The 24,087-nt window shown below is 43.0% G+C and carries 21 protein-coding genes; 14 read left to right on the top strand and 7 right to left on the bottom strand.

Annotation, left to right across the window (positions count from 1 at the left end):
- Window positions 1–55 precede the first annotated feature (55 nt).
- The gene (gene hldE / locus AB4140_RS18115; RefSeq protein WP_372002067.1) at window positions 56–1,486 is read right to left on the bottom strand and encodes a bifunctional D-glycero-beta-D-manno-heptose-7-phosphate kinase/D-glycero-beta-D-manno-heptose 1-phosphate adenylyltransferase HldE; all 1,431 of its coding nucleotides are present in this window, start codon (window positions 1,484–1,486) and stop codon (window positions 56–58) included.
- 103 nt (window positions 1,487–1,589) lie between these two features.
- Here hldE and AB4140_RS18110 point away from each other — a divergent pair, with 103 nt between their 5' ends.
- Complete coding sequence (locus AB4140_RS18110) at window positions 1,590–2,516, top strand: LpxL/LpxP family Kdo(2)-lipid IV(A) lauroyl/palmitoleoyl acyltransferase (protein ID WP_102438434.1); 927 nt, start codon at window positions 1,590–1,592, stop codon at window positions 2,514–2,516.
- A gap of 248 nt (window positions 2,517–2,764) precedes the next feature.
- Window positions 2,765–3,688 (top strand): L,D-transpeptidase family protein, encoded by a 924-nt coding sequence (locus AB4140_RS18105; RefSeq protein WP_372002084.1) that lies wholly within the window; start codon window positions 2,765–2,767, stop codon window positions 3,686–3,688.
- Between the two features lie 137 nt (window positions 3,689–3,825).
- On the opposite strand, the gene AB4140_RS18100 is transcribed toward AB4140_RS18105, so the two are convergent.
- Complete coding sequence (locus AB4140_RS18100; protein ID WP_372002065.1) at window positions 3,826–4,074, bottom strand: hypothetical protein; 249 nt, start codon at window positions 4,072–4,074, stop codon at window positions 3,826–3,828.
- On the opposite strand from AB4140_RS18100, the gene AB4140_RS18095 reads away from it, so the two are divergent.
- Together AB4140_RS18095 and AB4140_RS18090 are read left to right on the top strand one after the other, a co-directional pair.
- Window positions 4,025–5,410: a pitrilysin family protein gene (locus AB4140_RS18095; protein WP_372002063.1), complete on the top strand. Its 1,386-nt coding sequence runs from the start codon at window positions 4,025–4,027 to the stop codon at window positions 5,408–5,410. The two genes, AB4140_RS18100 and AB4140_RS18095, sit on opposite strands and share 50 nt — an antisense overlap.
- A complete protein-coding gene (locus tag AB4140_RS18090; RefSeq protein ID WP_303412009.1) occupies window positions 5,407–7,032 on the top strand; it encodes a pitrilysin family protein in 1,626 nt (541 codons plus the stop codon). The genes AB4140_RS18095 and AB4140_RS18090 overlap by 4 nt, the downstream gene beginning before the upstream one ends.
- Before the next feature lie 70 nt (window positions 7,033–7,102).
- Here AB4140_RS18090 and AB4140_RS18085 read toward each other — a convergent pair whose 3' ends face one another.
- Entirely contained in the window at window positions 7,103–7,528 is a 426-nt protein-coding gene (locus AB4140_RS18085) for a GFA family protein (RefSeq protein ID WP_102532002.1), read from the bottom strand.
- Window positions 7,529–7,695: 167 nt separating this feature from the next.
- Window positions 7,696–9,090, bottom strand: coding sequence for an ammonia-forming nitrite reductase cytochrome c552 subunit (gene nrfA / locus AB4140_RS18080; protein ID WP_198589257.1), 1,395 nt, complete (start codon window positions 9,088–9,090; stop codon window positions 7,696–7,698).
- Window positions 9,091–9,339: 249 nt separating this feature from the next.
- Between nrfA and narQ the strand changes: the two genes are divergently transcribed.
- Together narQ and AB4140_RS18070 are read left to right on the top strand one after the other, a co-directional pair.
- Window positions 9,340–11,076 carry a nitrate/nitrite two-component system sensor histidine kinase NarQ gene (gene narQ / locus AB4140_RS18075; RefSeq protein ID WP_303412005.1) on the top strand — a complete coding sequence of 579 codons (1,737 nt, stop codon included), beginning with the start codon at window positions 9,340–9,342 and terminating at the stop codon, window positions 11,074–11,076.
- Window positions 11,069–11,698, top strand: a complete 630-nt coding sequence (locus AB4140_RS18070; protein WP_102438422.1) for a response regulator — start codon at window positions 11,069–11,071, stop codon at window positions 11,696–11,698. The genes narQ and AB4140_RS18070 overlap by 8 nt, the downstream gene beginning before the upstream one ends.
- Window positions 11,699–11,835: 137 nt before the next feature.
- Here the strand turns inward: AB4140_RS18070 and AB4140_RS18065 are convergent, their stop codons facing one another.
- Complete coding sequence (locus AB4140_RS18065; RefSeq protein WP_372002060.1) at window positions 11,836–12,207, bottom strand: YacL family protein; 372 nt, start codon at window positions 12,205–12,207, stop codon at window positions 11,836–11,838.
- 257 nt (window positions 12,208–12,464) lie between these two features.
- Between AB4140_RS18065 and AB4140_RS18060 the strand changes: the two genes are divergently transcribed.
- A complete protein-coding gene (locus AB4140_RS18060) occupies window positions 12,465–13,433 on the top strand; it encodes a zinc transporter ZntB (RefSeq protein ID WP_102519176.1) in 969 nt (322 codons plus the stop codon).
- 55 nt (window positions 13,434–13,488) lie between these two features.
- On the opposite strand, the gene fkpA is transcribed toward AB4140_RS18060, so the two are convergent.
- Entirely contained in the window at window positions 13,489–14,241 is a 753-nt protein-coding gene (gene fkpA / locus AB4140_RS18055; RefSeq protein WP_102438416.1) for an FKBP-type peptidyl-prolyl cis-trans isomerase, read from the bottom strand.
- Between the two features lie 150 nt (window positions 14,242–14,391).
- On the opposite strand from fkpA, the gene AB4140_RS18050 reads away from it, so the two are divergent.
- The 6 genes from AB4140_RS18050 (at window position 14,392) to pepN (ending at window position 21,022) form a co-directional block, all read left to right on the top strand.
- Window positions 14,392–15,357, top strand: coding sequence for a WD40 repeat domain-containing protein (locus AB4140_RS18050; RefSeq protein WP_102438414.1), 966 nt, complete (start codon window positions 14,392–14,394; stop codon window positions 15,355–15,357).
- Window positions 15,358–15,378: 21 nt separating this feature from the next.
- A complete protein-coding gene (locus AB4140_RS18045) occupies window positions 15,379–15,591 on the top strand; it encodes a SlyX family protein (protein ID WP_076540726.1) in 213 nt (70 codons plus the stop codon).
- Window positions 15,592–15,725: 134 nt separating this feature from the next.
- A complete protein-coding gene (def, locus tag AB4140_RS18040; protein ID WP_102438412.1) occupies window positions 15,726–16,262 on the top strand; it encodes a peptide deformylase in 537 nt (178 codons plus the stop codon).
- Window positions 16,256–17,629 (top strand): COG3014 family protein, encoded by a 1,374-nt coding sequence (locus tag AB4140_RS18035; RefSeq protein WP_372002057.1) that lies wholly within the window; start codon window positions 16,256–16,258, stop codon window positions 17,627–17,629. The genes def and AB4140_RS18035 overlap by 7 nt, the downstream gene beginning before the upstream one ends.
- Window positions 17,630–17,697: 68 nt before the next feature.
- Window positions 17,698–18,291, top strand: a complete 594-nt coding sequence (lpoB, locus tag AB4140_RS18030) for a penicillin-binding protein activator LpoB (RefSeq protein WP_175609517.1) — start codon at window positions 17,698–17,700, stop codon at window positions 18,289–18,291.
- A gap of 97 nt (window positions 18,292–18,388) precedes the next feature.
- The gene (gene pepN / locus AB4140_RS18025; protein WP_102532007.1) at window positions 18,389–21,022 is read left to right on the top strand and encodes an aminopeptidase N; all 2,634 of its coding nucleotides are present in this window, start codon (window positions 18,389–18,391) and stop codon (window positions 21,020–21,022) included.
- Window positions 21,023–21,094: 72 nt separating this feature from the next.
- Here the strand turns inward: pepN and AB4140_RS18020 are convergent, their stop codons facing one another.
- The gene (locus AB4140_RS18020) at window positions 21,095–22,393 is read right to left on the bottom strand and encodes an endonuclease/exonuclease/phosphatase family protein (protein WP_372002055.1); all 1,299 of its coding nucleotides are present in this window, start codon (window positions 22,391–22,393) and stop codon (window positions 21,095–21,097) included.
- Window positions 22,394–22,605: 212 nt separating this feature from the next.
- Here AB4140_RS18020 and AB4140_RS18015 point away from each other — a divergent pair, with 212 nt between their 5' ends.
- Complete coding sequence (locus AB4140_RS18015; protein WP_198589932.1) at window positions 22,606–23,982, top strand: DUF4397 domain-containing protein; 1,377 nt, start codon at window positions 22,606–22,608, stop codon at window positions 23,980–23,982.
- Window positions 23,983–24,087 lie beyond the last annotated feature (105 nt).

The following is a 24,087-nucleotide window of genomic DNA, read 5'->3' as shown; positions in this document are numbered from 1 at the left end:
AAAACGGCACTCTTTAAAACAGCACTGGCCATTAAGTACAGTGCCCGCCTATTCACTACTTGTTAGCCATGATATTTTCAATAATAGCCGTAGTAGAGACGCCGTCTTCAAACCCAAGAATTTCGACACTACCACCAGCAGCCATCACCTCTTTACCACCGGCCACTTGTTCGACTTTATAGTCCCCGCCTTTTACCAACAAATCCGGTAATAAGCGGCTAATGACGCGCTGCGGAGTATCTTCACTGAAAGGAATAACCCAATCAACTGACGCTAATCCCGCTAAAACAGCCATACGGCGATCAACTTGATTCACTGGGCGACCATCACCTTTTAAACGCTTCACTGAAGCATCATCATTAACGGCAACAATTAAACGATGGCCCAATTCTTTTGCTTGCTGCAGATAGCTTACGTGGCCTGCATGTAAAATATCAAAACAGCCATTGGTCATGACTACCTTTTCGCCGCGAAGACGCGCTTGCTCAATGGCGTTAGCTAATTGATCTTCAGTCACCACGCCAAAGCCTGACTCGCCTTGATTTAAAGCTAAGGCCCCAATGAGTTCAATTCGGGTTACTGTTGCGGTACCTAACTTAGCCACCACCACGCCTGCAGCAATATTAGCGATAGAACAAGCCTGTGCTAACGAGCTACCCGCTGCCAGCGAACTTGCTAATGCTGAAATAACCGTATCTCCAGCACCTGTCACGTCATAGACTTCACGGGCAACTGTTGGGATATGCAGTTCAGCATCATCATGACTAATCAGCGTCATGCCTTTTTCAGAGCGGGTCACCAAAATAGCAGTAAAGTCGTTATCTTTAATCAGCTTTTTGGCTTTTACGATTAAGTCAGCTTCACTGGTTACTGGGCCCACAACCGCTTCAAACTCGCTCATATTAGGGGTGATTAACGTCGCGCCGCGATAGCGTGAAAAATCACTGCCTTTAGGATCTACCAGCACCTTTACGCCTTTAGCGCGGGCTTTAGCAATAAAGTCGATTGGCGAGTCAATCGCACCTTTGGCATAATCAGATAACACCAATACATCGACGTTATCTAACAGCACTTCACTGCTATTTAATAAACTTTCGCTATCAGCTTTAGGGTATTTTTCTTCAAAATCTAAGCGGATAAGTTGTTGATTGCGAGAAAACACTCTTAATTTGGTAATCGTTGGTTTATCAGCAACGGTTAACCAGCGAGGTTCAACCCCTTGGGCTTGAACACCAAGGGTTAACGCTTTAGCATTTTCGTCATTACCGACAATACCAGCAAGCTCAACTTGACCGCCAAGGGCAGCAATATTTAATGCCACGTTAGCAGCGCCGCCGGGACGGTCTTCTATTTGATTGATGTTAACTACAGGTACTGGCGCTTCTGGTGAGATTCGACCAGTAGGGCCAATCCAATTACGGTCAAGCATGACATCGCCGACCACTAAAACACGGGCTTTTTCGAATGCAGGAAGAGATACCTTCATAGTAAACTTATTCTTTTGCTGATATTAAACCGTGATTGTACCTAATTTTGCTCTAAAATTAAGTTAGAATAGCAACTAATTTTGATTTTTGGATGAGTTCCTCGTGGTAGATAAAGCACAATTTTCCTCGCATTTATTGCACCCAAAGCATTGGCCATTATGGTTTGGTGTTGCTCTTATGAAGCTGACCCAGCTATTACCGCTTCGCTGGCAAATGACACTTGGCAAGGGTTTAGGCCGTTTGGTTTTAAAACTTGCTGCGAGTCGCAGACATACTGCAGAGCGCAATTTTCAGCTGTGTTTTCCTTATATGCCAGCACAAGAACGCGAGGCACTGCTTAAGAGAAACTTCGAAGAAACCGGTAAAGCCCTATTCGATACCATCAACGCTTGGTGGTGGTCTGATGAAAAAGTGCAGCAGCATATGACCATTAAAGGCGATGAGCATGTGCGCAATACCCTAGATAATGGTCAAGGCGTCATACTGTTTGCAGTGCATTGCTTACCGTTAGAAATGGGCGCGAGAATGTTTGGCCAGTTCCAACCGGGGATAGGCGTTTACCGCCCTCACAACAATCCCGTGATGGAATACTTACAAGTCAAAGGCCGCCTGCGCTCGAATAAAGGCTTAGTACCAAAACGTGATTTACGTAAGATGGTAAAAAGTTTAAGAAACCCAGATGTGATCTGGTATACCGCCGACCAAGATTTTGGTCGCTCAAGTGCAGTATTTATCCCGCTATATGCCGTACCCGATGCAGCGACTATTACTGGCGCTACCACCTTAGCGAAATTAGGCCGCGCCAAAGTATTACCCTTTTTTGTCGAACGTAATGATGATGACACGGGTTACAATATGGAAATTTTAGCGCCGCTTGATAACTTCCCCGGTGAAAATGAGCTCGAAGATGCTATTCGTGGCAATAAGATCATTGAACAATTAATTGATCGTAACCGTAATCAATATATGTGGCTACATCGCCGCTTTAAAACTCGGCCAACCAAAGAAACCCCCTCTTTATACAAATAGCCAGCAGAGTTAATATTAACTGTAAAATATCACTGGATAACGACCATAGCTTGAAATAAGCGCAAAAATGATCAAGTATCCAGTGATAAAAATAGCGAAACTTTAGTTTAAGTTTTCATCAGATGTTGAGATTTATTCTGCAGGAGCACTGATAACACTCACCAAAGCCATTGTGATCATCACTCACATAGGAAAACATCCACCTTATGATTAAGTCTTTTTGCGCCAAATTGATTGTTGTTTCTACCATGCTGTTTAGCGTCCAAGTGGTGGCGGTAGAATATGCTTTACCCGCTAAAGACAGTCGTTTAATTGGTGAAAATCAATATTATGTTGTACCTGAAGGTAAATTAACCCTAGAAGCCATTGCAGATCAGTTCCAACTCGGACTGAGCAATATGCTTGAAGCCAACCCAGGCGTTGACCCATACTTACCTAAACCAGGTAGCACCTTAGTGATCCCCCATCAGTTGATCCTACCGGATGCACCGCGTAAAGGCATCGTGATTAACAGTGCTGAAATGCGCCTATATCACTATAAAAAAGGCACCAATATTGTTGAAGTACTCCCAATTGGTATTGGTCAAGTAGGCCGTGACACCCCTGAAAATTGGGTGACTCAGGTTTACCGTAAGCGGGCTAACCCAACCTGGACTCCCACTAAGCGTACCCGCGAAATTTATGCAGCCAGAGGCGAGACCCTTCCCGATGTGTGGCCAGCAGGTCCAGATAACCCAATGGGGTTGTTTGCCTTATATGTAGGTAATTTATTTGCGATACATGGCACGAATGCCTCTTTCGGTATTGGCCTGCGCGTCAGTCAAGGCTGCGTCAGGTTACGTGAAGATGATATTGAGCATCTATTTAACACAGTGCCAGTTGGCACCCGAGTGCAATTTGTTAATCAACCGATTAAAGCCACGGTTGAGCCCGATGGTAATCGTTATTTAGAAGTGCATCAGCCATTATCTGAGACCCAAGAGCAATTTGATTCATCTGAGCCACTTCCATTGACCTTAAATAAAAAAATTACTGCTGTTGTAGCTAATGCTGACACTGACTCATTTGTACTAAAGCGCTTACTAGAGCAGCGCACCGGTATACCTACTCGAATTAACAGCATGCAACAGGCAAAAAACCAAGACATGGTTAACCCTGTCGATTCAGAATAGCCGCTCAATAGCCAGCAGCGAATAACAATAAGTCATTTTGTTAAACACCTATATTCAAGCACTTACCATATGAATATTTCATTGATAAGTGCTTGAGCTCTTTATCAATACTCAGTAACCTAAATCAAGGGTTCACTTTATACACTGGGTAATAGATTGAAAGCCATCACTGCCATTTCTGCTTTACTATCAGTAACCTTGCTATCAATAACCTTGAGTGGCTTCATCAGCCCAGCTATTGCCAGTTCCCCCACATCACTATCTACATCACTATCTACATCACTATCTACATCTACATCTACATCTACATCTACATCTACATCTACATCAGCGTCATTGACCGAATCAAGATCAATAGCCCAGCAGTGTGACCTCACTGATGGCATAACTAAGCTTCAAATACTTGAACAGCAGATCGCCCTCAGTGAACTGGATAATGGTTTGATTATTCGCCAAGTGAATTTACCCAGTCTCAATACGGTGGCCATTGCCTCGCAATTTAATGTGGGCTCCCGTAATGAGCAAACAGGGCAAACGGGTTATGCGCATTTATTTGAGCATTTACTGTTTAAAGGCAGTAAAAATGCCCCCGATGAAAGCTACCCACAACAAATGAGCGCCCTTGGAGCACGTTTTAACGCCAGTACCCACTTCGACTACACCAATTATTATGTCACTATTCCAGCTCAAGCCTTAGAGCAGAGCCTGTTTTTAGAGTCCGACAGATTTATTCAACCGCAACTGTCAGAAACCACGGTCAAAAATCAGCAAGGCGCGGTGTTAGAAGAAATGGCCACCAGCATTGATAACCAACCCTACATTCGAAAGGCAATGGAGTTTCTATTATCGCAAGTCAAAGGCAGCCAATATGGTCATGCCATCATTGGCAGTAAGCAAGATGTTCAAGGCGCCAGTGCCGCTGAACTCATGGCATTTCATCAGCGCTATTACCGCCCAGATGCCATGCAAATATCCTTGGTTGGCCAACTCAATGACCGAAGTGCTGACTGGCTAACAAAGTACTTTGGCCACTGGCAAGCTCCCACTCATCCGCAAGATAAATTTAGCAAAATCGATCTAGGTACAAAGACTAACGCTATCCACGCTGAAATCATCGATACTCGCGGCCCATGGCCTGCATTATTGCTGGCTTGGCATACGGTAGGCAGACAAGATCGCGATTTTGAGGCAATTTCATTACTGCAAAGCTATCTTTTTCAAAATATCGCCAATGCATTAACCAAAGCAAGCCTTGCCAACCCGCCCCATATGCTCAGTTATTCAGTGCCATTAACCATGGACAATCACGGCGTCACTAATCTGGTATTGGTCCCCAGAGCCAACACCTCATTAGATGAACTTAATCAACTAGTCAGTACTATCCTTAAGCAAGTCGCCAGCCAAGGTATTGAGCCCAATGTATTGTGCCAACTTAAAAGTATTGCCCTTAATGACACGCTAATTAACTTTACTGATAGTCAACAATTGGCTATTCATTTATCAAATACCGCCAGTCGCGATAAATTCTTGCCGCTCACTCAGCCATGGCAGCGCATAAACCAAGTCACTAGCGATGATATTAAAACTGTCACCCAGCAATACTTTATCGGCAAACAAGTTCGCCTTGATTTACTGCCGCCTTGGTACATTCGCTGGGGCAAAACCTTACTTGAATGGTTACCCCAAGGGATGGCTGAATCTTTAGAAGAGTGGGCATTATGAAAAAGTCGCATTCAATTCTCTGGGCAAAAATAATCGGCTTAGCTGTCTTTATCTGCTCACAACAGGCTTGTCAGCATGCACCTATTAGTTTCACCCCTGCACAGCCGCCCAATTTAGCAAATTATAACGATTTGCCGGTATTCGGTAGTGAAAAAGTACAATTGCCATTAAGCGCAATAGTCTCGCCGCAAACCATGTCATTGACTACAAATAGTTTTTTACATCAATGGTCATTAACTGCTGACTCCTTTGCCCAGCAAGGACATCAGCTATACTTAGTCGGCATATCAACTCAGACTGCCATTGCTAACCCCGATATTATTATCGCAGCCTTCAAACAACGGCAAAAACACATGGCCAATACTCAAGTGCTAACCGCCGTGCAAGCAGCCTGTTATGACAGCATGCGCTTTAGGGCCAGCCTGCACAGTATCGGCATCAGTATTAATTGTATGGCAACCACAAAGCTTAAATCGGAACTACTGTGGCAGTTTTGGGATAACCAAGCGGTGAATGAGGTCAATATTGCCACTATCAAACGCAATCTTAAATTGAATAAGCACATAGGCGCTTTCACTGGTAGCGAAATAGATCTCGCCTTTAGAAAGCAATTACTGGGCAGCCAACACCCTTACAACCAAAACATCAATAATAACGCTGTGATTGATGAGTTAACCCATTCCAGCTTATCTGCATTGCACACTGAGCTGCGACAACAACTGCAGTGGCACTTGTTTGCGCCACAATTTAGCCCGCAATTAACCAATACAAAAGCGCAGACCTTAAAAGCAAATACCTTAAAAACGAATAGCTTAAAAACGAATAGCTCAAAGACTCAAATAGCTCAGCACGTCACATCGCTGCCGAGTTGGCTATTAACAGAAAAGCCAGATTCAAGTCATTCAGCTTTCGATTCAAGCGCTCAAACAAGTGCTAAAGCAAGTGCTAAAGCAAGCACTATAAATTCAAGCACAGTTGAAACCAGCACTGCAAAGGATAAAATCCTTTATATCATTGATGCGCCAGACACTGTGCAGACCCAAGTCAGAATTGGACTCGTCACAGCTACAGCTGATGCGACAGTGCAAGATGCCAATACTTGTCAGATGATTGCCGCGCTATTAGGTAGAGGTTATTCAGGGCGGTTATTTTATGATTTACGTGAAGTGCGCGGCTTAAGCTATGGGGTTTATGGCCGCTGCGTCAATGCGCCATTGAGTCAATATATGTATTTTTATGGCAGCACCGCATTAGAAAACTCAAGCGCTTTTATAAAAGGGATGCTGGATCATTTAAGTCTTATCACTGAGCAAACCGCCTCACAAAACGAAATCAATGCCACTGTGACCTACTTACAAGGTAAGCAGCAACTTAGCCTTGATAGCCCATTTGGTAAAGAAAGCCTCTACATCCGTCAATTATTAAGCGGCCAAACCACGGCTGAATTTAGCCAAGGGATGAAGCAACTTCAACAACTGACTCCGATGCAATTATTGCAACAGGCCAACACCTTGAGCCTAACCACGCCTATCGTAGTGCTGCGCGGTGATGCCGACAAAATCAGCGCAGACCTACAGCAAAAACTGCCCACATGGGAGCTTAGGCAGTTAGAGCCTGATTAACTGTATTTGAAGCGAAAATTAGCTGTATTTGAAGCAACAATGAACAGCAGCTGAAGTCGATCAAAATCAATCAACTGCTTCTTTCATATTGATAACGCTGACAATCGTCGACAATATTAAGCCAGCTAACCTGATTTTGAGTATAAATGTGGTAATTGGGTTTCACTGAACTTGGCTTATCAAGGGATGCTATAGTCAAAGTGTAATAATCAGGGTAACGGCGATCTCGATAACTCATGGTGCAACCACACTGAGCGCAAAAGCCCCTTAGTACATTGTCAGAAGAGGCATATTCAGTCACCGCGCCTGCTAGCCAACTCACCTGTGCTAACTTAAAGTCCATCCAAGCTTGAAACACCGCACCTGATGACTTTTGACACTGCACACAATGGCAATAATCGGCATCAAACGGCGCAGCACTGACTTGATAGCGAATTGCGCCGCACAAACAACCACCCGTGAGCATAGCTGCCTGCTCAGTTGATTTATCATCCATATAAACCTTCAATTGTTAAGCCTGTAAACCTTAATTAAAGCATAAATTTACCCCAATAAAAAAGCCCTCAAAAGAGGGCTTTTACAAGACATAATGACCTAAGCTCTAGTGCTAAATTCTAGTGCTAAGTTCTAGTGCTAAGTTCTAGTGCTAAGTTCTAGTGCTAATTAATAAGTCGCTTCGCGCTTTTCAGCTTCAGCATCCCACTGTGGCACAAGATCTTTTAAGAACTTTTGCTTATCCGCATTCATCTTATCCATATCCATACCTAATGCTTGTTGTGCTTTTGCTTTAGTTGAGATATCAGGGATAGCGATAGGCATTTTAACGCCTTTAGCAGCAAGTAATTGAGCCAGCTTGATACGTGCATCAGCGGCTTTATCAACAGCGCCACCCAAAATACGTAATGCTTCTGCTGGCGCATGCGCTGCAACACCGTGAGATGCAGTTGCAAAGTCCCAACGCCACTGGCTGTGACGGATATCCATTAGGATAGGCTTCATTTCAGCTTCAGTTGCACCAGCGTCCCATGCAGCACCCGCTTCGAAGTGAGCGTGTACAAGTTGAGTTTCAGCTCTTAGCTTGATTTCTGTAACACTTTTTTGATTAGCATGTGTTACTTCCATCATGAACTCTTTAGTCTTGCCTTTATGACAAGTTGCACAAGTTTCTTCGAAGCGATCAAATGGGTTACCCACTTTATGATCGGTAAACTTACCTTTACCATTTGCTTTAGCAACACGTGGCATGTGACAGTCAGTACAACTTACGTTGTTCTTACCGTGCATACCTTGCATCCAAGTTTCATAACCAGGATGTTGAGCTTTTAGCATAGGTGTTTTAGAAATAGCGTGAGTCCAATCAGAGAAATTGATGGCATCGTAGTAAACTTCCATTTCTTCAACAGTTGTACCGTTATCCCAAGGGAATTTCACGAAACCTTTATTTTCTTCAGTTTTCTCGAAGTAGTACTCAACGTGACATTGACCACAAACCATAGATTGCTTGTCTTTACGAGAAGCTTTATCAAATGGCTTATCAATTGCTACTAGAGCGCGATCAACATATGGACGAGAAATACGTAGTTTTGGTGAACCTTTTTCATGACAATCGCCACAGCCAAGACTGTTAACGATTTCAGGACCGCCTTTAGCCCATTTACCTTTGAAGTAACCGTCTTCGCCTTGCTCTTCGATCATGCGAGGTACATCAGGGCTTTTACAGCTCCAACATGCCATAGGCATTGGGCCGTCATCAGGTCCTGTTGGTGCGCCAGTACGTAATGTATTACGTAAGTCAGTCACGGTATAATGGTGACCACGTGCTTTATTGTAATCCTTAGCAAAGCCGTAACCTGCCCATAACACAACAAGGTTTGGATCTTGAGCTAACACATCAACAATTTCATCACTTTCTGAGGTAGCATGCCAAGTTTCATATTGAAGCTTGTACTTATCTTTATATACTTCATTTCTAGGTTCTGTTTTATCACTAGCCATTGCACTAGTCATCATAAAACTGCTTGCTAATAATGCACTTAGTGCAACAATCTTTCCTTTCATCTTCATCACCGTTCATCTCCGTGTTACATTTTATATTTGAATAATCACGACATCTCTATTGGCAAACTTATACATTTAAGGTTCAATTAAGAATACCCCTTAATGAGTATTAAGCAATAAGCTTGCGCTAGATCAAAGTGTTAATATGTTGTATGTCACATATTTGCTATTCTGTTAACATAATGACAAGACTCTCAATGAAAAAATTGAGTACTTTGTGTTCAATAATATACTTAAGTTGGGTAACTCATGGCGCAGCGAGGCAGTCTCACATCAACAATATTAAGACTAATGTTAGTACTAATATTTATTTCTTCCAGCCTAGCTGTGTACTCAATTATTAATCTTTCATTTAGTATTGGCGATGCCCGAGCCATTAATGCTTCCGGCTCATTAAGGATGCAAAGTTACCGCTTAAAGTTATTTTTAGAGCGAGAACCACAGTTATTGAATGAAAAAATAAATCAGTTTGAAGAAACCCTAGACTCTGAAGCACTACAGCGCTCCAATGCTTGGTATAGCCCGAAAGAACTTTCAGACCAATATTTATTGGTCATTGATAAATGGCAACAAATGCGTTATTTCATTGAAAATAATGAAAAACCACTCTATACCGCTGCCCTAAAAGACTTTGTTGATACTATTGATTTACTGGTGCTAGAAATGGAGCGATTTGCGGCATTTAAGCTCAGAGCATTAGTTATAAGCCAAATAATCGGTTTATTTTTAATGCTAATAGTGGCAAGTTTTGCGACCCGCTATACCCGCAAAAAGATGGTGCAACCGATACTGCAATTAATGGATGTGGCCAATTCAATATCTAAAGGAAAATTTAACGTTGAGGTGCCAGCCACAGACTATATAGAGCTGCACTCATTAGGGGTCGCTTTCAAAAAGACCGCCGCCGAGCTTGATAGGCTATATCAAGACTTAGAAGGCCAAGTAAATGAAAAAACCACTGCCTTAACTCGCGCCAATAATGAGTTGAGTTTTTTATATGACAACTTAATTATGCTTCATGCTGACAGACTGGATTACAAAGCATTGGGCTTAGCATTAAACCAGCTGCAGCAATTTGAAAGTCTTGATTTTTTACGCCTTGTTATCGAACATGATGACCATTCAATCGATACCATTGAGGCTGATACAGGCTGGCCATCACCTGAACATATCCTAAATAAAGAAAGCAAACTAATCCCTGTTAAGTTTGACCTTAAACTGGAAAATAAAACCTTAGGTTATCTGGAAGTTATTTCTCTAAAGCCGATCAATAACATGTTATTTGTCAATTTCGCTATGATGCTAACCCGCTCTATTGTGATCCATAATGCCACCGAAGAGCGCCAGCAATTAGCTTTAATGGAAGAGCGCGCCGTGATTGCCAGAGAGCTACACGACTCTCTAGGTCAGCTATTATCATATTTAAAAATTCAGGTGAGTTTATTAGGAAAACAAATTCAACCAGCACATAAAACTGAGAAAGTAGCATCACAATTAGCTGATATTAATGAAGGTGTTAGCGTAGCATACGGTCAATTACGAGAACTATTATCCACCTTCCGCTTAACCATTAAAGAGCCTAATTTAAACCAAGCCATTGAAGTCATGATTAGTGAGTTACGTAAGCAATCTGGCATTAACATTGAGCTTAAATATAGCCTTTCGCAGCACCTATTTGCCTCAAGCCAGCATATTCATGTGCTACATTTAATGCGTGAAGCAACCATTAATGCCATAAAACATGCCAAGCCAAATAAAATAGTTATTGATTGTTTTTTAGCAGACTCTGGTATGATACAAATCAACATAAAAGATGACGGCATTGGTGTCTCTCACTTAAAAGAGCGGGATCAACATTTTGGCATCGGCATCATGCATGAGCGTGCAACTAAATTGCACGGCACGGTAAAGTTTGACAATAATCCGCAGGGCGGCACAACTGTTTCCCTCGTATTTCCACCCCAGCAGGAGCCTTTAAATGGGTAAACCTTATTCTGTACTCGTAGTTGATGACCACCCTCTACTTCGGCGTGGCATCTGTCAGTTAATAACCTCAGATAGCGATTTTAAACTATTTGGTGAAGCCGGAACGGGGTTAGATGCATTAACCGCAATAGGTGAAGACGAACCTGATATTATTTTGCTCGACCTTAATATGAAAGGCATGTCAGGCTTAGATACCTTAAATGCTATGCGTCAAGAAGGAGTCACTGCTCGTATTGTGATCTTGACCGTGTCTGATGCTAAACAAGATGTGGTGCGGCTATTACGCGCTGGCGCTGACGGCTATTTACTTAAAGATACTGAGCCAGATTTATTATTAGAGCAGCTTAAAAAAGCCATGCTTGGCCATCGCGTTATTAGTGATGAGGTCGAAGAATACATTTATGAGCTGAAAAATGCTGATAATGATGAAACTTGGATAGCCTCGTTAACCCCACGTGAATTGCAAATTCTCAAAGAGCTTGCCGAAGGTAAAAGCAACCGCGTGGTCGCTGAAGATTTACATATCAGTGAAGGTACGGTAAAAGTTCACGTGAAAAACTTATTACGTAAAGCCAATGCTAAATCAAGAACTGAAATGGCGGTAAGATACTTAAACCACTAACTTCAGTCGCAGCTACTTGTGCCCATTGAAAGTGTTTAGGCCATAAAAAATGGATGACAGCCACTGGCTATCATCCATTTTTATCTCTAAAGCAATAATAAACAGCTATAAGGTCAAGATGCCTGACGAAACATCAACTAGGCTCTGGCGATAAACTCAACCCAACTCTTTAAGGCGCTTTCAAAGTCTTCTAAACCACAAAAGGCTTCTGACTCTGCATCATACATATTCATTGACTCTTCCAAGTCAAAGTCTTCATCAAAATCAATGGCATTGGTATAAATCCGCACCTGCTCACTGTCAATCGCGATAGACAAATCGTTACTTTGCCACGACCAGCCTGCTTTTTTGCTGGCCCTAATTTGTTCAATTTGCTGCAAAATATCGTGGCATTGGGATTTATCAGTACCAAGTTGCTCAGCAAAAAATCGTCCGAGTATCGCATGCTCCATACTGAATTCTGCAAACACGGTGTCGTCTAGACTATTACGGCGAAATTCATATTCCATGGTAAAGCTCAATTAAATAAGGCATTAAGTCTATTTTAACTGATATTGATGCAAACTGCTTAATTACAGCCAGTAAATAATTAAAAATACCCCGAATGGTATTTAAACTTACAGCATCTAAAATGCCTTAATAAGGCATTAGCAAGTAGGTTAAATAGTTAGCGGTATATTTAATGCTAAGTGATAGGATAGGCATTACCAACAAGATAAATCCGCTTTTAAACCATACACCATACCGCCTAGGTATAAGGAATCATATGGAATCAGGTTTTATATATTGCTTATTATTATCAGGTCCTAATGCTGGTCAAAGTTTAACACCTGAGCAAGTTAACCAATGGCAGCCTGCAGATGGTTTATTGTGGCTACATCTGCGTTATAGCGCAGCCGATGCCATAGCGTGGATTAACAACGCCCAATTACCCGCCACTGAAACAGACACCCTACTGGCAGAGCACACTCGCCCAAGGGCTCTTAGCACTGCAGATGGTATATTAATGGCTTTACGCGGAGTTAACCTTAACCCCAATTCAGCGCCAGAAGACATGGTGTCGATGCGCGTTTTCGCCCAGCCACAGCGGATAATCTCTACCTGTGAACGGCCACTACAATCGGTAAAAGATATTGCTCAACATATAATAAGCTCACCTGGTTCTATTGATTCTAGTGCTGATTTTCTTATCTCTTTATGTGAACGTTTAACCCACAGAAAAGTAGAACTCATCCATAATCTTGAAGATGAACTAGATAATCTTGATGAGCAGGTGTCTGAGCATAACAGCCAAACTTTACGCTCCGATATTGCTGAGCTGCGTAAGCAAACGGTTATTTTACGGCGATACTTTTCGCCCCAACGGGATGCTTTTTCGCGGCTACTTAATGACAGCCACTTGCTCTTTAATACTGAGCATAAGCTTCGCATTAGAGAAATTAATGAAGTGCTCATTCGGGTCATTGAGGATTTAGATGCGGTGCGTGATAGAGCCAGCGTCACTCAAGAGCAGCTGCAATCAGTGCAATCTGAGCAGCTTAATAAACGGCTTTATTTTCTGTCACTGATCTCAGCAATATTTTTACCATTGGGCTTTTTAACGGGCTTGCTTGGGGTCAATATTGGCGGCATACCTGGTACTGATAGCCATTTAGCGTTCAGCTTATTTTGTGCAGGACTGTTTGCCATTATTGCGCTGCAAATGTGGCTATTTTATCGCTTTAAATGGTTGTAGTGATTTTCAGACAATAAAAAAGGACGCTTGGCGTCCTTTTTTATTATTCGAAAAATTACTGTGCAGCTGGTGCCGCTTGTGCTTTTTCGATAGACAGCAATTCAACTTCAAATACTAAGGTTGAATTAGCTGGGATAGTACCAGTATCACGTTCGCCGTAAGCAAGTTCTGATGGGATAACGAACTTGTACTTAGCACCAACAGGCATTAATTGAACACCTTCAGTCCAACCAGGAATAACGCGGTTTAGTGGGAACTTAGCTGGCTCACCACGGCTGTATGAGCTATCAAACTCAGTACCGTCAATCAAAGTACCTTTATAGTGTACTTCAACCGTGTCTTCAGCAACTGGAGTGTCACCTGCACCCGCTTCAAGTACTTCGTACTGTAAACCAGATTCTGTGGTTACTACGCCTTCTTTAGCTTTGTTGGTTTCAAGGAACTTTTTACCTTCTTCAACCGCTTTGCTGGCTAATAATGCAGCTTGCTCAGTACGCTTTTCGTTTAATTTAGTGTCTAAACCTTGAAGAACCACTTGCATCTCTTCTTCAGTTAACTCTAGCGTATCAGCTAAACCATCGCTAAAACCTTGGATAACTAAAGTTCTATCAACTGCAAACCCTAACTCTTCTTGTTCAGTAATATGACCCGCCATGTAACGGCCAATAGAACCACCAACACTGTAAGCTTCTTTTTGTGCATCCGTTGTTAATTCAACTTTTTTAGCAACAACTTCTTGCTCTTGATTACACGCAGTTAGACCAACTACAGCCAATGCAACTAACGATAATTTGTAAATAGATTTCATTAAAGCTTCCTCAGCACTCTTGAGCGGTTACAATAACCTTTAAATGTAAAATTTGTATATATTTGGCCACTTTATACTAATTAAAGTGTTTTTAGCAATGGCCGTAAGTCATATCAACGCCAATGAGACAACATTTATGGGAGTAAGTTCATGGTTAGGATCATAATGCTGATATTTTGCATTTGCTTACTCATAGGTTGTCATCCCTCTGCCACACACGTCTTTAGCGTCACTGATGATGCCAGTTACAGCGCCAGCTTATCTGAAGATGGCCAATATGCACTTGTTAGTACAGCAAGTAATGGGATTTTATGGTGGGATCTCAAGGCTAACCAGCTAAAATACCATTGGCAGCATGGCAATAGTGCTAGCGAAAGCGATAATAGCGTCTTTGATACAGCGATCTCTGCCAATGCGCATTATGCCGCGACATTATCTAATAGCTCATTAGTGATTTGGAATATCCAAAGTGGTAAATCCATTGGCTGGTGGTCCTTGCCCGCATCAGCACAATCGGTGGCCATTGCTAATAATGCCCAAACCCTAGTGGGATTAATTGATGGCTCAGTAATGTCATTGGCACCAGAAAAAAATCTGATTAAATTTTTGGGCCATAATGAGCGCGTTTCAAGCGTGTCAATTTCCGCTGATGGCCAGCGGGCACTAACAGGCTCCAATGATGGCTCTGTTATCTTGTGGCAAGCACAAACAGGCCAACCGATTCAGCAATGGCAACTTGAGTCACGCCTTAGTAAAGTACAATTGAATCAGCGCGGCAGCTTGAGTTTTGTCAGTGATATTAAAGGTCATGCCTATATCTATCACAATGACACTGGCGCACAGCAATCGCAATTGGCCATAAACCGACGCCAAATGACCTTTAGTAGTGCCAGGTTTATTCATCAAGATAAACAGCTAATAACAGGCTCACCTTCCAAAGAAATTATATTATGGGATACAAAAACTGGTAAAAAACAAACAACAAGGCAAATTCAGCTGACGAAAAACAGCCAAAATAGAGGTGCCGTTGTATACTCTATTGCAAGTGATGAAAATCAAAACATCATCAGTATCAGTAATCAAGGTTTAGTAGAAACATGGGGCAACTTAAAATAGTGCCATGTTTGGAGAAGATTAATGCAAGATGTACATCAAAAAATTGATGATTTAGAAATGAAAGTCGCTTTTCAAGAAGCAACCATTGAAGATCTCAATCAAGAAGTGATTAAATTAAATGACCTTGTTGCGTTTCAGCAACATCAATTGTCATTAATCGTCAATAAACTACAAGCGATTGAACCCAGTAATATGGCTTCTCAAGCAGATGAAACACCACCGCCACATTATTAATCTATGCTATATAAGCCATGATGAGCTAAGCCGCTATGAGCTAGCTTTTAGATAACGTGGTCGCTTTATTATTAACATTAAAGAGTCAAGAATTCGCTTGATGTTATCAAGCTGAATTTTCAGTAAGGGATTATATGCTAGAAAGTAACATTCTAACGATTGCTAAAACCGGTGCCGCTATTTTAACTCACCAAACTCAGCCCGTTGTTACTTTTGATCAAGCTCTGGTTCAGCTAACCGACGATATGATGGCTACTATGTTGGCAGCCAATGGAGTCGGGATCGCTGCGCCACAAGTGTTTAGTAATAAAGCGGTATTTATTATGCATTCAAGGCCAAATGCGCGCTATCCCTCAATACCCACAAGCCAAGCAACCATAGTTATCAACCCACAAATAATTAGCAGTTCGTTAGAGGTGGAAGCGGCTACAGAGGGATGCTTATCAATCGATAACCAGCGTGTTAGCGTCTATCGGCATAAACACATTAACGTGGAATACCAAACCTTAAGCGGTAAGTGGGTAACACAACAGTTGAGCGGCTTTGATGCCCGCATTTTTCAACATGAATTTGATCATTTACAAGGTATTACTTTGCTAGAAAGGATAAATATGCCAGATCAGCAACAGGCCTTCGACCAAGAAAAATCACGGTTGCAGGACGTATGCTAATGAAAGCACTGAGCAGTATTTTCCTATTGCCAATCCTGTTATCAGGCTGCGCTTATAATAGTGTGCTGATTAACTACCCTTCGCAAATTGCGCCGATTAAACAGCAACTCAGTGGCCCAACACCCAGCGCCAAACTTAATGAGTTGGCCGGTGAAATTGATACCAATGATGGCCTACTTTACGCCCAAGAAGCTGGCCGAGTAGCGCAAATATCGGGTGATTTTGATGCCAGTAAAAATTATTACCAACAAGCCATCAAAGCCTATCAAGCCTTTGATGACAGAGCCGTTATTAGCGCCTCAGACTTAACCGCCACCGCCAGTAGCCTAGTATTAAACGACAATGCCATTCCATATCGCGGCCCTGGCTATGAGCGCATTATGGTGCATCAATACCAAGCCTTTAACTATTTATTTGCCGGCGATCCCCAAGGGGCGTTAATTGAAGTGCGCCGCAGTAATGAGCTGCAAAGCAGTGAGCAGGCGCGCTACCAAAAATCGCAAAAATCAGTGCAAGCCATGGCCAATGGCACCATTGATAGCGAATTAAATAAATTAGGATCAGCGGCTGGCACAGTCACCAGTTCCTTTTTAAATGCCTACAGCTATTACACTACAGGGTTACTGCATGAGTTATTGGGCGAGCCCAATGATGCCTATATTGATTACCGTAAAGCCGCTCAAATAAGCCCGAATAATAAATACCTCCAACAAGATTTAGTCAGGTTAGCCAAGCAACTTTCAATGCCGCAATATGATGAATTCAAACGCCGTTGGGGAGATGCCATTTTACCTAAACAAGGCCAAGGTCAGGTGGTGATGGTGGTTGAACGTGGCTTTGTCCCCGAAAAACAAAGCCTGACCGTGCCGTTTACAATTCATGGCAACTGGCAAACGGTGTCATTAGCCACTTACCAGCCCTATAACCAAGTGATCCCGCCCTCAATCATTCAAGGTTTTGGCACAGTGCTAAAAGCTGAGCCCATTGCCAATATCGATGCCTTAGCCATTAATGCCTTAAAAGAAGATTTACCCGGCGCATTGGTTCGACAAGCCGCGCGGGTCTATACTAAATCAGAGTTTACTCGCAGCGTCGAAAGTGGCAGTAAACGCCGTAATAATGAAGCCGATGCCGCCGCCATATTAATGCAAATTTTCAATGTAGTAACAGAGCAAGCAGACAGAAGAAGTTGGCTAACGCTGCCAAGGCAAGCGCAAATAGCGCGCCAATATATTGAGCCAGGCGCCTATCAAGTCAGCCTAGGTAACAGCCCAGCTGCGACCATTAATGTTCACGCTAATCGGGCCACCTTAATTTGGGTAATAGAAACTGGCAATCAAACCCGTTTTTATTCAATAATAATTTAATACGACTCCTATTTAACGCGACTTTTTAAAAACAACAACTTTACCTTTTATCTAACATGGAACTTACTATGAAACATTTTAAACTGATTTTTGTTTTAGCTGCGGTTATTGGGCTATCAGCGTGTCAATCTAAGGTTGAGTATGGCGATGCCACAGAAGTAGAAACCGTGAATGAAAACTTCGGTTCAACGGATCTACAAGTCATTGCCGCCAAAATGGTCGACAGCATGTTAACCTTCCCACCAGTGATCGTAATGACCCAAAACGATCGCCCAATTATTTTCGTTGATAAAATTAAAAATAAAACCTCAGAGCACATCGACACTGAATCAGTCACTGACACCATCAGTAACAAGCTATTACGCTCAGGTAAGTTCCGCTTTATTGACATGACTAAAGTCGATTCAGTGCGCAAGCAGCTTGATTACCAAAACAATGCTGGCATGGTCGACCCATCAACTGCGATTAAGTTTGGCCGCCAAGTGGGCGCGCAATACATGCTATACGGCAATCTTTCTAGCATAGTAAAACAAGATGGCAGCACTAAAGATGTTTACTATAAAATGACCATGCGTCTTATGGACCTTGAAACAGGCTTAATTGAATGGTCTGATGAAAAAGAAATCCGTAAAGTAAAATCGAAGTCTTTCTTAGGCATGTAAGCCTATTCGATTTACAATCATAAGCCGACGTCACGTCGGCTTTTTTATAGCAAAAATAACAATAATAAAAACATCAAATTAGGTTAGGGAAGAATTTGTGAACTCGTTTAAGTCTGCGCTTATTGCACTGGTCTGCTCCAGTTTATTTGCCTGTAATGCCACCGCGCCCAATATCAAACCCCGAGATGGCAGCGCGAACATCACTCAGGGCCAAGCTAAAGCTCGCTCAAATGTGGTGTCAGAGGTAGATTACCAACTCAGTTTTACCCTCACTGGTGAAACCCGTTTTGAGGCCATTAGCAAAATAGATTTTAGCCTTGCAAGCACAGCGGAAGCATTAACCATCGACTTAAACCAAGCCAATATCAGCAAATTATTGATTAATGGCAAAAGCCTTTACCCTAACTACAATGGCGCATACCTCACCATTAACCCGCTGCTTTTATCAAGTGGCAAAAACACCATTGAGATAAGCTACAGCCGCGAGCACAGTACCAATGGCGAGGGCTTGCATCGCTTTGAAGACCCCGTTGATGGCAAGGTATATTTGTATTCCCATTTTGAACCCGCTGCTGCCCAGCAAATGTTTGCCGTGTTTGACCAACCCGATTTAAAAGCCAGCTTTCAAATTACTGTTGAAGCGCCGCCAAGCTGGCAGGTGATAAGCACCATGGCTGAAACCCATATTGAAGATCTTGGCGACAGCAAAATTTGGACTTTCCCAGCGACGCCAAAACTGAGCCCTTATAACTTCTCAATGCATGCTGGGCCTTATCATGTGTGGCAAGATAACTCAGGCAAATACCCCATGCGTTTATTTGCCCGCCAATCTGTGGCTGAGCAAGTTAACTATCAAGATTGGTTTACTTACACCAAGCAAGGCCTCAGCTTCTTCGATGATTACTTTGGTATTGACTACCCTTTTAAAAAGTACGACCAATTATTAGTGCCTGATTTTCTCTATGGCGCGATGGAGAATGCTGGCGCCATTACCTACTCAGAAAGCCGCTTTATGGTAAAAGACACCATGACCGCCGCCCAAAGGCAGCGGTTAGCTGGGGTTATCATGCATGAAATGGCGCACCAGTGGTTTGGCAATTTAGTGACCATGAAATGGTGGAATGGCTTATGGCTCAACGAAAGCTTTGCCTCCTTTATGGGCACCTTGGCCACCAGCGAAGCCACCGAATTTAACCACGCTTGGCGCAGCTTTTACGCCAGTGGCAAGCTAAAGGCGTATCAGCAAGATAGCCTAGTGACCACTCACCCCATCGAAGTTCCTGTGGCCAGTAGCAATAATGCCTTTGATAATATTGATGCTATTACCTATTCAAAAGGCGCGTCGGTGTTAATGCAATTACGCCATTTACTGGGCGCTGAGACATTCCAACAAGGTGTGCAGCAATACCTTAAAACATACAGTTATCAAAATGCCCAGTTAGCGGATTTTATTAATAGCCTTGCCAAAGCCAGTAATCGCGACTTAAGCCAGTGGACACAAGAGTGGCTGTACCAAGCTGGGGTTAACACCTTAACAGCCCAATACCAATGTAAAGACCATCGCATCAGCAAGTTTTCATTGCTACAAAGCGCCCCAAGTGAAGACTTTGCCACCCTGCGAGAACAAAAAGTACAAGTGGCATTATTTAGAGCAGCGCGGCATTTTATTCACCATAGCACCACGGTAGCGGTCACTTATAAAGGCGCCATTACCGAGGTACCTGAACTTGTAGGCGAGTATTGCCCAGACTTGGTTTACCCAAATTTTGATGATTGGGGCTTTGTAAAGGTTGAGTTAGATCAGCGCTCGTTTAACACGGTAAAGCAGCAGTTAGCTAAGGTCAGTGACCCATTACTGCGGTCAATGTTATGGCAAAGCATGTGGGACAGTGTTAGCGATGGCCACACCTCATTAAAGCAGTTTATTAATGTCGCCTTAGTTAATGCCCCATTAGAAAAAGACTACACCATTTTAGGCCAAGTCATTGGCTACTTAACAGAGGTGCAAAAAAACCTTCATAGCATGGCGCCTAACCATAAATCTTATGCCACTAAAGTCAGCAAAGCGCTAACACAAATGAGTTTACGCATGACCATGGAGCACCACGACGATGCTGATTTTCAGCGCCGTTGGTTTGATGCTTATATTAGCTTAGCCAGCGACAATGCCGCCCTTGGGCACTTAGCCGATATCTTGGCTGGCATTGCGCCGATTAAAGGGTTAACTATCAGTCAGGATTTACGCTGGAAAATAATCATTCAATTAAATCGCTATGATTACCCTAATAGCGCGGCGTTGCTGGCAAACGAAAAACAACAAGATAACAGCGACAGTGGCCAAAAATCTGCCATTGCCGCAGAAGTGTCTCGCCCTCAAGCTAGCCTTAAACGTCAATGGCTACACAAGATACAAGATGACAGCCGACTGCCCTTTGCCAAAGCCCGTATCGCCATGGATCATCTTTACCCAAGCGAACAAAAATTACTGAGCGCCGCTACTGCGGAGCAGCGTTTAGATACGCTAAGTGAGATTGATAAAAAAGGCCCGGTATTTATGCGCGCTTACAACCGAGCATTAATCCCCATGGACTGCACCAATGCCAATATTGAAGCTTTATCTGAAGTGTTAAATACCCAAACGGGATTATCGAAAATGACTCGGCGGGCACTGTTAGAAGCCCGCCAACAGGAACAAACCTGTGTCAGCATGAGTGAGGCCTTAGCAAGATAATAAGCGAGCGCTAGCTTTTTGAACTAGCACTAGCTTTTTGAACTCGCGCTAGCTTTTTGAACTCACGTTAGCCTAGCGCCTAACCCTAAAGGTCATCATAATAGGCGCGTGATCAGTACTATCACTGTCACGCTCATATTCTGGCCTAACTAAGTGCCTATCGTAAGTTTGATAACCACTCACTTCCGCTAAATTGCGTGGGTGAGCGGCATCAAACTCACAGCTTGCCAAAATATAATCTAATACCGAGCCAGTATTGCCATAATAATGGGTTGCTGGCCTATCATGCTTATGTAAATCAGGCGCTGGTGCATCATCAATGTCGCTAGTCGATTCATCTGCATTAACACTAGATTCATATTCATCTTGGGCTAAGGTGGCATTGAGCTTTTGCCCTGCTTGAAACAATTCATAACTATCAAATAAACTAAAGCGTTCAAACTCAGCTTTAAGATTAACGTCATTCAATACTTTAAGGTTTGGATCGATAATATCGCTTCTAAACACTCGCTTGCTGTTAGCCCTAAAAGCCTCCAGTGCTGTGCTTTGCAATGAATCATTAAAATCACCCATTAATAACACCGGCAGCTGATTAGCCTGGCGGCGTTTGGCAATTTCATAAAATAGTAATGCCGCTTCACTGCCCCTTTGCATATTCGATGCCCATGTACCAAGGGCTTGTCTGGCCATAATATCAGCGCCGCCAGTCATGCCAGTATCGGCTAAAGTGTCGATACCCATGCCACTGCGTTTAGACTTTAAATGCACCACGTAACACTCGCACTCACCAAAGTTGGGAATGTTAACCCTTGCCAGTAACGGTTGGCGGCTAAAGCTAAAATCACTGGCAATGCCCATCAGTGGCAATAGTGATTTATCAACGCTGATTAAGGCAGTTTCGGTTATCGGAAATTTAGAAGCCAGCGCCACTACAGGGCTTTGATAAACATAGTCACTGACTAAGGTTGGCTCATCTAATACCGCAAAATAGTCATAGCCTAAAGGGAGCAATAACGCTTTTAAGGCATCGGGGCTAAAGACTTCTTGAAAACCAATCATGTCAGGTTGCAGCTCAGTGAGATAGTCAGTTAACCAGCGACATTTTTTTTGCCACTGCTGATGGGAATAAATATTTTCAAAATCATAATAAGCTGCAGGTGGCTCGATGAAGTTGAATAAATTAAACGAGGCCACCCGATACTGACGTGGCGTTTTTTGTGCAACTTTAGGGGGAATGTCAGCGTCGATTTCAGCAGCGACATCTGCCGCTATTGGCAGTAACAGATCATTATTTTGATCCTTTTGCAGATCTTTTTCTAGACTATTTTTAAGAGCTTTATTCAGAGTATTTTGACGGCTTTTTAAACTCACACGCGACACCTTACAACACCGATTAAGACTACAGATTATCCCCTATTCACCCCTATGTCGATGTTTGTCATACCGACTAAAAATCACCCTATTAGAATCTCTAAAACCAACAATTGTGTTTAAAGATTAAATAAAAACATGATCCTAAATTAGCAAGTGCCGTATTACCCATCGACATGACAATACGACAAAATGAATTTGAGGATATAAAGATGAAACGGAAATACTCCCTTGGTCTGTGCTTTTCACTAATCGCCCTAACTGCTTGTTCAGATGATGACGATGACAAAATTGTTATTGAAGAAACCCCCAATATTGAATATGCCCAAGTACGAGTTATTCACGCATCAAGCGATGCGCCTATGGTTAATGTCACTGCCGATGGCGCTCAGTTATTAGCCGATGTCGATTACGCCGTTTCAAGTGGTTTGTTAGAAGTTGAAGCCTCAACCTACGCCATTACCGTAGATGCAAAGCTTGCAGATGGCACCACTACAACGGTATTGTCAGCCGACTTAGCCGCCGCTGCTGATATGGAATATACCGCCGTAGCTTTAGGTAACGTCAGCGATGAAAACTTGATGCTCAAGTTGGTTGCCAATGAAAAAGCCGACATCACCGCAGACAATGCCCGAGTGCAAGTATTACATGCTGCTCCTGATGTGGGTTTAGTGGATATTTACGTCACCGAGCCAATGGCAGACATCGCCATGATGGAGCCAACCTTATCGGCCAATTACATGGATAACAGTGATCAGCTTGAAGTGCCGACCGCTGATTATCAAATTCGAATTACCCCAAATGGTGACAAAACCGTGGTGTTTGATTCAGGCACAGTCAATTTAGCCGCAGGTAATGATTACTTCATTTCGGCAATCCCAAATGAATGGTCAGGAGACTCACCTGTCGCGCTGTTAGTGGCATTACCAGATGCACAAGTACTTTTAAATGATGTGAGCAGTGGTAGCGACATCCGTGTAGTCCATGCCGTAGCAGACGCACCTGCTGTTGATGTGTTTCTTGATGGCAGCATGACTCCCGCCATTGACATGCTATCGTTTGGTCAATTTGCAGGTTACGTCAACATCCCAGAAGGCATGCACACAGTCACTGTGGCAGCTGATGCTGATAACTCAGTTGAAGTGATTAAAGATGCCGAAGTCGATTTAATGCTAGGTGCCAGCTACTCAGTGCTCGCAGTCGGCTCTTTATCTGACAACGACATTAGCCCTTGGGCCTTTGCCGAGCACACTCGCCGCATTGCAACTGAAGCTAGATTAAACGTCATCCACGCTTCGTACTCAGCGGGTAATGTCGATGTTTACCTCACCCCTACAGCCGACATCAGTGCATCAGAGCCTGCGCTAACAGATGTACCATTTAAAGCAGCGTCAGGTAGTTTAAGTGTTGCCCCAGGTGATTACACCGTAAGCGTCACTGTAACAGGTACTAAAACTGTTGCCATTGGTCCACTGCCAGTGAGCTTAGCTGCAAATGGGCTATACAGCGTTGCTGCAGTGGATGCAGAAAATGACACTTCTATGTTTTCAGTTATTCTAATGGATGACTTTGTTGCCGAAGAAGAGTAACAACCAATTCAATACTGATATCTACCCAGTATGAGTATTGATTAAACACGATTTACCCGTCCCTGCGTTACCTTTTGCGACTTATCCCTCACCCAGATAAGTCGC

The organism is Shewanella sp. 10N.286.51.B2, from assembly GCF_041469265.1.
GTDB lineage: Bacteria > Pseudomonadota > Gammaproteobacteria > Enterobacterales > Shewanellaceae > Shewanella.
Note: the sequence above shows the minus strand (reverse complement) of the source record. Positions and strands in the feature narration are given on the sequence as shown.

Bases quoted from the DNA above. Each gene is read 5' to 3' on its own strand.
- hldE (WP_372002067.1), bottom strand. From the start codon at position 1,486: ATGAAGGTATCTCTTCCTGCATTCGAAAAAGCCCGTGTTTTAGTGGTC.
- AB4140_RS18105 (WP_372002084.1), top strand. From the start codon at position 2,765: ATGCTGTTTAGCGTCCAAGTGGTGGCGGTAGAATATGCTTTACCCGCT.
- AB4140_RS18100 (WP_372002065.1), bottom strand. From the start codon at position 4,074: ATGCCATCAGTGAGGTCACACTGCTGGGCTATTGATCTTGATTCGGTC.
- AB4140_RS18090 (WP_303412009.1), top strand. From the start codon at position 5,407: ATGAAAAAGTCGCATTCAATTCTCTGGGCAAAAATAATCGGCTTAGCT.
- AB4140_RS18085 (WP_102532002.1), bottom strand. From the start codon at position 7,528: ATGGATGATAAATCAACTGAGCAGGCAGCTATGCTCACGGGTGGTTGT.
- nrfA (WP_198589257.1), bottom strand. From the start codon at position 9,090: ATGAAAGGAAAGATTGTTGCACTAAGTGCATTATTAGCAAGCAGTTTT.
- narQ (WP_303412005.1), top strand. From the start codon at position 9,340: ATGGCGCAGCGAGGCAGTCTCACATCAACAATATTAAGACTAATGTTA.
- AB4140_RS18070 (WP_102438422.1), top strand. From the start codon at position 11,069: ATGGGTAAACCTTATTCTGTACTCGTAGTTGATGACCACCCTCTACTT.
- AB4140_RS18065 (WP_372002060.1), bottom strand. From the start codon at position 12,207: ATGGAATATGAATTTCGCCGTAATAGTCTAGACGACACCGTGTTTGCA.
- AB4140_RS18060 (WP_102519176.1), top strand. From the start codon at position 12,465: ATGGAATCAGGTTTTATATATTGCTTATTATTATCAGGTCCTAATGCT.
- fkpA (WP_102438416.1), bottom strand. From the start codon at position 14,241: ATGAAATCTATTTACAAATTATCGTTAGTTGCATTGGCTGTAGTTGGT.
- AB4140_RS18050 (WP_102438414.1), top strand. From the start codon at position 14,392: ATGGTTAGGATCATAATGCTGATATTTTGCATTTGCTTACTCATAGGT.
- AB4140_RS18045 (WP_076540726.1), top strand. From the start codon at position 15,379: ATGCAAGATGTACATCAAAAAATTGATGATTTAGAAATGAAAGTCGCT.
- def (WP_102438412.1), top strand. From the start codon at position 15,726: ATGCTAGAAAGTAACATTCTAACGATTGCTAAAACCGGTGCCGCTATT.
- AB4140_RS18035 (WP_372002057.1), top strand. From the start codon at position 16,256: ATGCTAATGAAAGCACTGAGCAGTATTTTCCTATTGCCAATCCTGTTA.
- lpoB (WP_175609517.1), top strand. From the start codon at position 17,698: ATGAAACATTTTAAACTGATTTTTGTTTTAGCTGCGGTTATTGGGCTA.
- AB4140_RS18015 (WP_198589932.1), top strand. From the start codon at position 22,606: ATGAAACGGAAATACTCCCTTGGTCTGTGCTTTTCACTAATCGCCCTA.